Raw genomic sequence first — 12,904 nt, 5'->3', positions numbered from 1 at the left:
TCTACTTTGCTCTATATAATTCACAGCATTTTTTTGTTAATTCTCTCACTCTACTAATATAGGCTGTACGTTCATTCACACCAAGCACACCTCTTGCATCAAGTAGATTAAGTAGATGGCTCGTTTTAATACATTGGTCATAAGCCGCTATCGGCAATTCTTTTTCAACAAGGAATTTACACAGTTTTTCTGTATCCTCAAACTGCTGTTGTACTACTTTAGTATCATAATAATCAAGTGCCAGGTAAGAAAACTCTCGCTCTCTTTGTTTAAAAATATCTCCATAAGTTGCACCGCTACCGTTCCACATTATGTCGTAAACATTATCTACACCCTGTATGCACATTGCTAAACGCTCTAACCCATATGCTACTTCACCAGGAATTATTCTGCAGTCAATACCTCCCACTTGCTGTATATAAGTAAGTTGTGTTACTTCCATTCCGTTGCATGTAACCTCCCAACCAAGACCGGATGCACCAACACTTGGGTTTTCCCAATCATCTTCAATAAACTTAATATCATATTCTTTTGTCGATACGCCAAGAGCTTTTAAGCTATTTAAGTAAATATCTTGCACATTGCTGCCAGATGGTTTTATTATAACTTGGTATTGATGATGCTGATATAAACGATTAGGGTTGTCGCCATATCGTCCATCTGCAGGTCTAATTACTGGTTGTAGGTACGCAATTTTTGCTGATTTTTCGTCAATCGCTGACATGATTGTTGCGGGATGTAGTGTTCCAGCTCCAACTTCAGACGTATATGGATGAAGTATAGTACACCCTTCGTCTACCCAAAAATCTTGTAATCCCTTTATTATATCCTGTAGATTCACGCAAATTGTATATCTTTTAAACTGAATACATAAGCAAATAAGCACTATTCTATACTTATTTTTTTAATAGTGCCATGAAAATAGTCACTCAAGGCTATTGAACTTTCTTTTACATACTCAAATATGCTTTTGTTTAAAACAATCGCATCATGCATAGTCAGATCGCAGAATATAAATGCAGTCAAGTACAATAAAATCACTGCATAAAACACATGAAAAATCCCTTCAAATGTGATTGATATTGCATTGTTATAACTAAGCTGTATCGTACTTATTGGCCATGGTTTTATTACTTCTACAATATTAAAAAATAAATAAGGTATCATAAAGAAAAAGAACAAATGCATAAGATCATTAAACCAAAATGGACATTTAAGTATTGCTTTACATATACTTAGATAGAATTTACTTACAGTATAATAAATTGACATTATTGCCGGCATCGAAAGCGCAACAGTCAGCACCTGTCCTGATGCTATTTGTATCACTATATTCTCATCACTGCTAGCTGAAGGATCTTGAATGTGAAAAATGGATATTGCAACTAATTGCAGCACTAACATAACTATTGCTAGCTTGGTAAAAATGGCAGCTACAACTATGCCTGTATTCGGCATTTTATATAGTATAAAATCACCTCCGTATGTAAGCATTAATATAATGTCGGTAATAAATAATATTAGAAAAGAAGACCAATAATGCTGCCAACCCGGTAAATACCCTACTCCTAAAAAAGAGCTTACTATTTTGGCAGGAAAAACCTTGCCTAGCACTTCACCCAAAAATTGAAAAAAAATTCCCATGTCCTAACTAACACTTGACTTATATTTTTCATAATACTTAATTGTAATGGACTTATCAATACACTTCTTGCATAGAAAAAAGGCAAATAGTTAAAAACGATCTAAGTTTAGCAATAACCGTTGCCCCTTCTATCGTCATCCCAGTGCCCAGGGATTGGCTCTTTTTTTTTTCTAGATTCCAGTACTGGAATGAGATCTTCAATATTCTTACATCTGATCTCAAACTATGGAATAACACCGTTATACGTACTGTAATATGGGCATCATTCAAGCAGCTGATCTCTATGATGGCATCATCCCAGTACTGGTATCCAGAACAGGTAATAAGAACTGGTCACGCGCTGGCCTGAAGCTTTAACTATAAATATTAAAATTTACCAGGAGAAAAAAAGGCAAAAGAATCCCCCAGTAGTGAGTTGACCCTATAATAATGTAAATTGGCATTGTAATAATGTGCCAACGCCTAAAATAGGCGTGTTTTTGCTGAATGTAGACAAAAAAAAAGACATGCAGCCGCTATAATTTTATGTAACCTGCCAATGTATACCTGAGTTTCTACTGAATTTTTGTTGTTAAGTCTGCAGAGACTAAAAACAAGGATAAACACTCTTGTTAATATGATAAGGAAAGTGGGAAGGTTTTTCAAGCCACTTCGTCCAGCTACCTACTTAGATGTTCCACACTGCTAAGTAGATAGCAAATTTTTTGCAACATCAAGTGCAGCATAGGTAAATATTGCACTTGCACCTGCACGTTTAAAACCAATTAAGGACTCATAAATCACTCTGTTATAATCCAGCCAGCCATTACTTGCTGCAGCTTTTATCATTGCGCATTCACCGCTTACTTGGTAAGCAAAAATCGGAAAATTAAACTTTTCACTTGCTGTTTTTATTACATCTAAGTATGGCATACCTGGCTTTATCATAATAAAGTCTGCACCTTCATCTATATCCATTTCGATTTCGCAGATTGCTTCACGTGCATTTCTATAATCCATTTGATAACCACTTTTGTCGATGAAATTTGATGATGCGCACGAACCGACAACTTGCCTGAACGGCGCATAGAAGCTAGAACAGTACTTTACTGCATAGGACAATATTGACACATTCTGAAAGTTATTATCATCCAATGTTTTTCTTATTTTTCCTATCCTGCCATCCATCATATCAGAAGGAGCGACTATATCGCATCCTGCTTTTGCTAAAACAAGTGCTTGCTTACATAATGCTGACACAGTCTCGTCATTTTCTACATCTATCCTACTGCTTTTTAAAATGCCATCATGACCGTGAGTAGTGTATGGGTCTAGTGCAATGTCTGCAATAATACCAATATCCGGTACATTTGATTTTACAGCACAAATTGCTTTACAGATTAAATTGTCAGGATTGTAGGCTTCCTCGGCGTTTTCAGATTTTAGTTTACTATCAACTACAGGAAAAATTGCAACAGCATTAATCCCCGAGTCCTTAGCTTTCTGAATTATAGAAATCAATCCATCTATTGAATAACATTTGATATCAGGTAAGCCAAAAATTGGCTCAATTGTTTCTTCTCCGTCACGAACAAACAAGGGAAAAATCAAATCATTTACTGATAAAGTGCTTTCACTTGTTAAATTGCGAATCCACTTGCCTGAGCGCCTACGCCTTAACCTTGTATCTGGGAAACTAAACATTGGATCCAGGAAAATTCCCAGTAAAAAGCAACACTCCTGAAATGAGTATTACCCAAAGTACCGATATTGGCAAAAATACTTTCCAACCAAGACGCATTAATTGATCATAACGATAACGAGGTACTGTAGCTCTAATCCAAACAAATATCAATAAAAGTACAACTATCTTCAAAACAAACCAGATTAAACTAGGAATTTTATACAGCAAACTAAGCTCTAATGGAGGATACCACCCTCCTAGAAAGAATATTGTCATCATAGCGCTTGCTAAAATCATATTTGCATATTCTCCCAAGAAAAAGAGAGCAAAAGGCATTGATGAATACTCGACGTTATACCCAGAAACGAGCTCTGCTTCAGCTTCTGGTAAGTCAAATGGGTGACGATTAGTTTCGGCAAGCAAAGAAATAAAAAATATTATTCCTATAGGCATTAGTAATAAATCAATCCAAAAGGGCATATTATGTTTCGCTACCACCATCTCTCCAAGATTTAATGTGCCAGTTGTAATAACAACTGTAGCAACTATCAGACCTATTGAAATTTCATATGAAATCATTTGAGCAGCTGACCTTATAGCGCCAAGAAATGCATAATTAGAATTACTAGACCAGCCTGCAATAATAATGCCATATATTCCCAAAGAGGATATAGCTAGCACATAAAGCACTCCAACATTAATATTTGCTATTACCTTAGGGATTATTACCTGCTGTCCATCTTCTGTAATTATTTCAGCTCCAAATGGTATAACTGCCCAGGAAATTAATGCTAAAATAAAGGTGAGCATTGGAGCCATAATAAACAGTATGGTGTTTGCTCTAAATGGTATTATCGGCTCTTTAATTATCAACTTGATAGCATCTGCAAATGGCTGTAGCAGACCAAATGGCCCTACTACACTTGGACCATGCCTTAGTTGAATTGCACCAATAATTTTACGCTCAAAGTACACTAAATATGCTACTGAAAGCAAAAGTGGAATAAGAAGAAAAAGAATATCAAATATCAAGTACATTCAACCGCAAATCAAAAAATAGTTCATAATTGTGGCAACAAAAAATACAGCAAGTGCTCTAGACACAACAGACAATGTCCCTATTGAAGTTAATAGGACAAAACTTTTCTGTACAGCATTTAGCTTAATAGAATAGTAAAATGACATGGATACGAATGACACTAGTGACATCATAATTAAGGCAATTGTGAGAGGCAAATAATCTCCTCTTCCCTTGCTAACTATAATAAATGCTATTGCAATCCATACATATCCATCCGTAAATAGTGCCATAACATCACTGATAGAACCAGCTAGCCTATAAATGAACTGTTTTTCTAATGCATTTTGTTCTTTACACAACAACACAGAGTTTAATTTTCGTTGAAAATATACCAGAATTATTAGTAATAATGGTGTTAGAATAAATAAAATATTAAGTGGAGTGTTCATAAAAAATCCCTAGTACAATCTGCCATTATTTTTGAAGCGCGACTTATTGAGTCTGTCATATAAAAATTACACTTTTCTAGAGTAAAAGAGGTATTACTTAATTTTATTTCATCACAGGTAATTGGTATCCATTTGTTTTTCACCACTCGGTCAGCATCTCTAAACTGTGGACCAATAGTGTATAATTTCTTCCTCACATCAAATAAATTATCGTATAGTAAGGAAAGGCCCAAATATTGGGATAAATTTTTTATAATCAACCAATCTTCCTTTGCTTCACCAGGAGGAAAAACAGCTAAATTTGTTCTCTGTACTCGCCCTTCAGTATTTACATAAGTTGCATATTTCTCTGTGTAAGCAGCTCCAGGTAGAATAACATCTGCTATGTGTGCTCCACTATCACCATGATGGCCTTGATAAATTACAAATGTACTTTCTAACTTTGATATATCAATTTCATCTGCACCAAGAAGATAAACTACTTCTATCTCACCACTTTCTGCCTGTTTTAGCATCTGATTAATGTCTTTTCCACCTTCGCTAGGAACAAATCCAATATCGAGTCCACCAACCCTTGCTGCAGCCTTATGCAGTACGTTAAAGCCATTCCAGTCATCTCTGATCATGTTAAATTTTTCTGCAATTTTGCCAGCTAGAGCTAAAACTGATTCAGAATCACCTCTTATTAATGCATCTTGACCGATAATTAGCATAGGGTTCTGAGCTGCACTGAGTAACTCACAGAGTTTGTGATTTCCCTCTTCTATTTCTTTTAGAACGTTTGGACCATCACCTAATCTTTCAACATTATATAGATATTCAAGATTAGGACCAATATTTGCAATAGTGAAATTACCTTGTAAATATCTCTTTCTCAATCTTGCGTTAATTATTGGTGCTTCTATTCTTGGATTTGTATTTATAAGCAGACATAAATCTGCATTTTCTATACCCTCAATAGTGGTGTTGAATACATATGACCCACGATTATTTGGTATAAGCTTTGCTCCATCTTGCCTACAATCTATATTCCCCGAGCCGAGCTTCCGCATCACTTCTTTGAGTAGAAGCATAGACTCACAATCTGCTAAATCACCTGCAATTGCAGCTATTTTATTTGATTTTGTATTCTTTAATTTCTTTGCAGCAACAGTTAGTGCTTCATTCCAATCAACTGGGGCTAATTTACCATCTTTTTTTACATAAGGTTGATCAAGACGCTGAACTTTTAGTCCATCATAGGCAAAACGCGTTTTATCTGATATCCATTCTTCATTTACCTCTTCGCTCAGCCTTGGTAATATTCGCATAACTTCCAGGCCACGATAATCAACTCTAATGCTACTTCCCACAGCATCTAGCACATCTATAGTCTCACAATGTGATAGCTCCCACGGACGCGCTGTAAAGGAGTAAGGCTTTGAAGTTAAAGCCCCTACCGGGCAGAGATCTATGATATTTCCAGATAATTCAGAACTAACATGCCTTTTTATGTAAGTGCTAATCTCTACATTTTCTCCCCTTCCGATTCCTCCAAGTTCATTTGTACCTGCAACATCAGACAAAAATCTAACACATCGAGTGCAATGAATGCATCGATTCATCGCAGTCTCAATCAGTGGTCCGAAGTGTTTTTTTGGCACAGCCCTCTTATGCCCATCAAGTCTGCTGGTTCCTTTCCCATAAGCCATCGTAATATCTTGCAAATCGCATTCACCACCTTGATCGCAAATTGGGCAATCAAGCGGGTGGTTAATTAGCAAAAACTCAAGCACACCTTCACGTGCTTTTTTAACCTCAGGGGTATCAGTGTGAATAACCATCCCTTCTGCAACTGGCATTGCACAAGAGGCTACTGGTTTTGGAGGTCCACCCTCCACTTCAACCAAACACATTCTACAGTTACCAGCAATTGCTAAACGCTCATGATAACAGAAACGTGGAATTTCAACGCCCACAACTTCACAAGCTTGCATTATAGTGAGCCCATGCTCTACTTCACATTCCTTAGAATTAATAGTAACTTTAACCACAACCATTATAGAGCTTCCCACTTTATAGGAGTGCAGCTTATCTCATCTTCAACTAGATTGCCGTTTTCATATTGAGCAGACATATAATTCATGCGCGAGTCACGATCTATATATCTAACAGGCTTTACAGGTTTATCTTTATACATTTTTTGCTCAGCTTTCTTACGCTGAGTAGGGTTATTTTTACTAGCTGTTTTCGCTTTCCTTCCTACTGCCATACAAACTCCTAAAAACTTCCTATTTTATTTTAGGACTTAGGTATACACTGTCAATACTAAATAGCTTTAAAGTTTTAATAGTACATTATTACAATCATCATTTGAACAAAATACTTTCTCTTGATGCTGCTCAAGTGTATAACTTTATAATCCCCAAAAAAGAAAATGTAAGTTACTTTGATGATATCATTTTCTACGTCTTATAAATAGATATTCATGTAGCCGTAAATTAAGCTATAAACTCAATACAAAGATCCTTAATAATCGATCTCATAGTACTTCTCAACCAACTTGTTTAGCAACCTTACACCGAAACCTACTGCCCCTCTTGAAGAAATATCAGTGCCTTTTTCGTGCCAAGCAGTGCCTGCAATGTCTAAATGTGCCCAACAAGTGTCGTTTACAAAACGCTGTAGAAACTGTGCAGCCATTATACTATCTCCACCAGAACCTGCAGGAGCTATATTTTGCACATCAGCAATCGGCGAATCAATAATTTTGTTATAAGTTTCATTCATAGGAAAGCGCCATAATTTTTCATTTACTTCATTTCCTGCATCAATCAGATGATTCGCTAATTCATCGTTATTTGAAAAAAGACCAGCATATTCATTATTTCCCAGTGCAACCACTATAGCACCAGTTAAAGTTGCAAGGTCGATCATAAATTTCGGTGCAAATCTATCTTGTGTATACCATAAAGCATCCGCAAGTATTAGTCTTCCCTCTGCATCGGTATTTAATATTTCTATTGTTTGTCCAGACATTGAAGTGACTACATCGCTCGGTCTTTGAGCATTACCATCCACTGCATTTTCTGCAAGTGCAACCACACCAATTGCATTTACTTTTGCTTTTCGCCCAGCTAGAGTACGCATCACTCCAACTACAGTAGCAGAACCTGCCATGTCATATTTCATTGACTCCATACCGCGTGAGGGTTTAAGTGACACTCCACCAGTGTCAAACGTTATACCCTTGCCTATAAAAGCTATTGGTTTTTGTTCTTGGGAAGCCCCATTCCATTTTATCACCACTAACTTTGGCTCTTTACTACTTCCTTGTGCTACTCCAAGCAGGGCCCCCATTTTTTTCTCTTCCATTTGCTTTTTATCAAGCACTTCAACCTCAAGACCAAGTTTAGTAAGTTCAGCTTTTATACGATTAGCGTAAGACTCTGGATATAAAATATTAGGTGGCTCAGTAGTAAAAGCACGTGCAAGAAAGATGCCTTCACCTTCGTGTTTTAAACGCTCAAATGATTTTTCAATGCTACTTAACTGTTCATCTTTTACTAATAATGTAATTTCCTCTACTTCTGTAATTTTTTCATCCTTTTTAGTTTTATACTTATTAAACTTGAAACTGCGCAGAAATGCTCCATATGCAACATTTGCTGTACTGCCCTCGATTGAAATAGCTGCTCGCTTGATTCTTAATCTGCTTAGCTCACGATATATTTTACCACCAATATTTAATCCTTTGCTTTCATCCCATTCATCTCTCATCCCAAGACCAGCAACTATAATATTTTTTCCCTCTGATGAAGTAATGGAGAAAAATTCACCAAAACCTCCATTAAAACCACTAAATTTCTTGATATTATCTATAGCTTGCTTATCTTGTAGAACATTAGTTATGAGCTTATCACCCTCAAACAAACCTACCACTAGCGTCTCAAAATCGGGCAAAGCTTTAGAAATTGTTATCTTCATCGTTGACATCTCCGTTGCAAAATAATTGTAAGCTGCACATAAAACATAGTAAAAAACATTAGTAAGATATTTTTCATGTACATTTTAAGTACAATAGCGCTTAAGGTTACTATTAACTCCCCTGATATGCAAGGGCTTTATCTTTTATCAGAAAATTTGTTATGCCCACCTAGGGTTATATTAAATGTGTAGGTCTTCATGGCCTGATTGTTATAAGTAAATGGTGCTATCAGAAGGCTTGCAAGTCCACTCTCAATAAGATTACCAAAAAGAAGATCATCACAGTTATCGCAATTATGATCAGCAAAAAACATTTGTGTTGTGAATTCTGGAAAATCTGGATGTTGGACCAAAAAGTTGATGTGTGGAGCCCTATCACCAATTTTACCTGGTACTATTGTAATAAAATTATAATAGCCAAGGTTATTTACTATAAATCTTCCTGATCCAGAAAAATTTGGATCAAGCTCCACATTTTCATCATAATAGCTCATGCCAAGTGAGTCTGCGTGCCATATAGAAACCACAGCATTTTGTATCGGTAAGCAATTTACATCAGTAACTCTACCCACTACATTTATTAATTCTCCTGCTGCATTATTTGGAGAGCCGGGTTTTCTTCTTAAATTATTTGAATAGTTAAAGCTTTTTGGCCTTGTTTCAAGATCATAAATCCCTGGAGTTTCAATACAATTAAGCAAAATAGGATCAGCTGCAGATAATGACAAATCGAATATAAATTGTACTAAAAACGCTAATAAGATATTTTTTACATTCATTTTGTTTATAGTGCCTTTATCAGAATTATAGCAACCTTTTTATTTTATTAAAGACAAGACTTCCCTTGAAGCCTCCTCAGAATCACAACTATCCTTTCAGTGTATGAGTTTTAGGTTTTAGTACTGCATACACAACTGCACGGACTTCCAATTTAGAAATTGCAAATCAATCCAAACACGCAAGTGTAATGTTACCTCCACATGCTGTAGTGTTGACACTTACAACCTTTTCTATAGAAAAACGTTGCAGATAATTAGGACCACCAGCTTTTGGTCCGGTACCTGACAGTCCTCTACCGCCAAATGGTTGTGTTCCGACTGCTGCACCTATTTGATTGCGATTGATGTATACATTTCCAACTGATATTTTCTTGCTTATTAAATCGATCTGACTTTGCACACGGCTTTGCAAAGAAAACGTAAGTCCATATCCTGTATTGTTTATATCACTTATAACTTCATTTAACTGCAACTTATTAAAACGTATGATATGTAAAATAGGCCCAAACACTTCTTGCTTTAATTGCGAAATTTTTTGTATCTCATAAATATACGGAGGAAAAAAATAACCATTATAAGAATTTGTATCCATGGGTACCTTCGACAAAAGGTTTGAATCTTCATCCCTTGATATTTTTTCCGTATGTTTAGTGAGCATATCAATAGATGCTTTGTCAATTATTGGACCAATATCTGTGCTCAGTTGTATTGGGTCACCTATCTTTAGTTCTTGAGCTGCATTGCATATCATTTTTATCTGTTTTTCTGCTATATCTTCTTGAATAAATAGCACTCTGAGAGCGGAACGACGTTGACCGCCACTGCGAAATGCAGAAATTAAAACATCCTTAGTTACCTGCTCTAAAAGAGCAGAACTATCAACAATCATAGCATTTAATCCATCAGTCTCAGCGATAAGTGGCACAATAGGACCATTTCTACTAGCAAGCATTCGATTAATCATTTGAGCAGTTTGTGTTGAACCAGTAAAAGCTACACCGGAAATTCTATTATCTGGTACTAATGTTTTACCCAAATACCAACCATCCCCTGGAATAAGGTGTAGCACATTTTTTGGTATTCCAGCTTCGTGTAGTATCTTAACGGCTTCATAGGCAATAATCGGCGTTTGCTCTGCCGGTTTTGCCAGCACTGCATTACCTGCTGCAAGTGCAGCTGAAACCTGTCCAATGAAGATAGCGAGTGGAAAATTCCACGGTGATATGCATAAGAAAACTCCTCTACCTTCAAAAAAGATGAAGTTATCTTCACCTGTTGGACCTGGCAATTTTTTCCAGTCATTCAGTTCATTTTTTGCTATCATTGCATAATAGCGCAAAAAGTCGATTGCCTCTCTTACTTCTGCTATTGCATCGGATAAAATTTTTCCTGCTTCTACAATCAGAATATAAATTAACTCTTTCATCCTTTCCTCAAGCAAATCTGCAGCTTTTTCAAGGCATTTAGCGCGCTCTTCTGCTGAAACATTCTGCCACTTAGTAAAAGCACTATGTGCTATTTCAAGAGCATTTAAAGCCTGAGCACTTGTTGCACTTGACACTTCTCCAATTACATTTTCCAAATGTGCAGGATTCACTACTTCGGTAAATTTCGCACTGTCAAGAAACGACTCTCCATCAATTATTGGGCCAACTTGCCATTTCTTTTCACTAAATTCCCTTACATCATTTGCAAATTGTGAAACCGCAATTGAATCGCTAATATCCATTCCCAAGGAGTTTTTTCTTTCCTCTCCAAAAATATCTCGTGGCAACGGAATGCTTGGATGAGGCTCATACTCTAAGCTTTTTACTTTTTCTAATGGATCTGAGACTAATTCTTCAATTTTCACGTCAGAATCATTTACTTGATTGACAAACGAGCTATTAGCTCCATTTTCAAGAAGGCGCTTAATAAGGTATGGCAATAAATCACTATGTTTACCAACTGGTGCATATATACGACAATTGATGCTTGTTGCAAGTTCTGAAATTGCATAATCATACAAACTTTTACCCATTCCATGTAAGCACTGAAACTCAAACCCAGGATGATTTTTATCGGCAAGCTCTATTATAGTAGCAAAAGTATAAGCATTATGAGTTCCAAAACATGGATAAAAGTGATTCTCTTTGCTCAAAAGTTTCTGCGCACAGGCAAGATAGCATACATCTGTGTAGCTTTTTCTAGTAAACACCGGATAACCAATTAACCCTAATTCTTGTGTGCGCTTGATTTCTGAGTCCCAATATGATCCTTTTACAAGCCTCACCATAATTTTATGCTTTGATCGAATAGCAACATCTTCAACAAAATCAAGAACAGATAAAGCACGTTTTTGATACGCTTGCACAGCCAAGCCAAGCCCCTCCCACTTAGAAAGTGAATCATCAAGACGCAATTGCTCAAATAAAACTAATGACATCTCAAGTCTTTCTGATTCTTCTGCATCTATACAAAGTGAAATGTTATATTTCTTCGCTTCATGACACAGTTCCAGCAACTTAGCTCTCAGCTCCTCAGCTATATTACCAAATTGGCTAAATTCATAACGTGAGTGCAGTGAAGACAATTTGATTGAAACCCCTTGAGATTTAAAGCAATCATTTATGTCAGCAGATTCACCTATGGCTTTTATTGCATGCATGTATAAATTAAAATACTCTTCCGCATCCTCAACTGTGCAAGCAGATTGACCAAGTATATCAAAAGAGCATAAATACTTACCGTAGTCATCTGACTTCACACTTTCCAATGCTTTTTCTATAGTTTCTCCAACAATAAAATGCTTGCCAAGAATGGATATTGCTTGTTTCACCGCTTTGCGGATTATTGGCTCTCCTAAATTTTTCAATAACCTGGAAATTATGTGATAGAATTTTGAATCCTCTTCATTATTTCTCAATATACTGCTTCCTATAATTAAACTCCATGTAGAAGCATTAACAAACAATGAAGAGGAACGCCCCAGGTGTTTATTCCATTCTTGGTTGGCAATTTTATCTTTGATCAATTCATCTATTGTGTAATCGTCTGGTATTCTAAGCAATGATTCAGCAAGACACATTAGTGCTACTCCTTCTTCATTAGAAAGTGAGTACTGTTGTATAAAAGAATCTATAACGCCTAATTTACTACCTCTAATCTTTTCGACAATTTGTTTTGCAATATTGTAAATTATGTTTTTTGAATCAGCCGAAAGTTCTGATTTTTCTACAAGATAGCGTACGTGACTTTTTTCATCAGCACGATAAAATGCCTGCAATCGTTTTCGTAATGCGTTAGGCTCTTGTATAGAACTGATCATAATTATCTATAAAACACCCTTTACCATACATAAGATGAGATTATATCATAACTTTACATCGAATAAATTATTAT

Annotated in this window: 10 protein-coding genes; all 10 read right to left on the bottom strand. The window is 36.2% G+C overall.

All coding sequences use genetic code 11. From position 1 onward, the window contains the following. Position 1: 1 nt before the first annotated feature. The gene (locus wTKK_RS03880; RefSeq protein WP_407512181.1) at positions 2-841 is read right to left on the bottom strand and encodes a glycine--tRNA ligase subunit alpha; all 840 of its coding nucleotides are present in this window, start codon (positions 839-841) and stop codon (positions 2-4) included. 44 nt (positions 842-885) lie between these two features. Further along, positions 886-1,644 carry a phosphatidylglycerophosphatase gene (locus wTKK_RS03875; protein ID WP_407512180.1) on the bottom strand — a complete coding sequence of 253 codons (759 nt, stop codon included), beginning with the start codon at positions 1,642-1,644 and terminating at the stop codon, positions 886-888. A 685-nt stretch (positions 1,645-2,329) separates the two neighbouring features. Beyond that, a complete protein-coding gene (gene hemB, locus wTKK_RS03870) occupies positions 2,330-3,328 on the bottom strand; it encodes a porphobilinogen synthase (protein WP_407512178.1) in 999 nt (332 codons plus the stop codon). Beyond that, on the bottom strand, positions 3,321-4,346 hold the full coding sequence (gene nuoH / locus wTKK_RS03865; RefSeq protein ID WP_407512177.1) for an NADH-quinone oxidoreductase subunit NuoH: 1,026 nt from the start codon (positions 4,344-4,346) through the stop codon (positions 3,321-3,323). The genes hemB and nuoH overlap by 8 nt, the downstream gene beginning before the upstream one ends. Then, a complete protein-coding gene (locus wTKK_RS03860; protein ID WP_407512175.1) occupies positions 4,347-4,778 on the bottom strand; it encodes a hypothetical protein in 432 nt (143 codons plus the stop codon). After that, a complete protein-coding gene (nuoG, locus tag wTKK_RS03855; protein WP_458695413.1) occupies positions 4,775-6,811 on the bottom strand; it encodes an NADH-quinone oxidoreductase subunit NuoG in 2,037 nt (678 codons plus the stop codon). Before nuoG ends, wTKK_RS03860 begins: the two co-directional genes overlap by 4 nt. 5 nt (positions 6,812-6,816) lie before the next feature. Then, complete coding sequence (locus wTKK_RS03850) at positions 6,817-7,029, bottom strand: hypothetical protein (RefSeq protein ID WP_407512173.1); 213 nt, start codon at positions 7,027-7,029, stop codon at positions 6,817-6,819. Between the two features lie 257 nt (positions 7,030-7,286). After that, the gene (locus wTKK_RS03845) at positions 7,287-8,744 is read right to left on the bottom strand and encodes a leucyl aminopeptidase (protein ID WP_407512171.1); all 1,458 of its coding nucleotides are present in this window, start codon (positions 8,742-8,744) and stop codon (positions 7,287-7,289) included. A gap of 137 nt (positions 8,745-8,881) precedes the next feature. After that, positions 8,882-9,523 (bottom strand): protocatechuate 3,4-dioxygenase, encoded by a 642-nt coding sequence (locus wTKK_RS03840; RefSeq protein WP_407512169.1) that lies wholly within the window; start codon positions 9,521-9,523, stop codon positions 8,882-8,884. 166 nt (positions 9,524-9,689) lie between these two features. Beyond that, positions 9,690-12,830: a bifunctional proline dehydrogenase/L-glutamate gamma-semialdehyde dehydrogenase PutA gene (gene putA, locus wTKK_RS03835; RefSeq protein ID WP_407512167.1), complete on the bottom strand. Its 3,141-nt coding sequence runs from the start codon at positions 12,828-12,830 to the stop codon at positions 9,690-9,692. Positions 12,831-12,904 lie beyond the last annotated feature (74 nt).

Origin of the sequence: Wolbachia endosymbiont of Trichogramma kaykai, assembly GCF_045765165.1 — a bacterium.
Taxonomy (GTDB): domain Bacteria; phylum Pseudomonadota; class Alphaproteobacteria; order Rickettsiales; family Anaplasmataceae; genus Wolbachia.
This window is presented reverse-complemented; position numbering and strand designations above follow the sequence as displayed.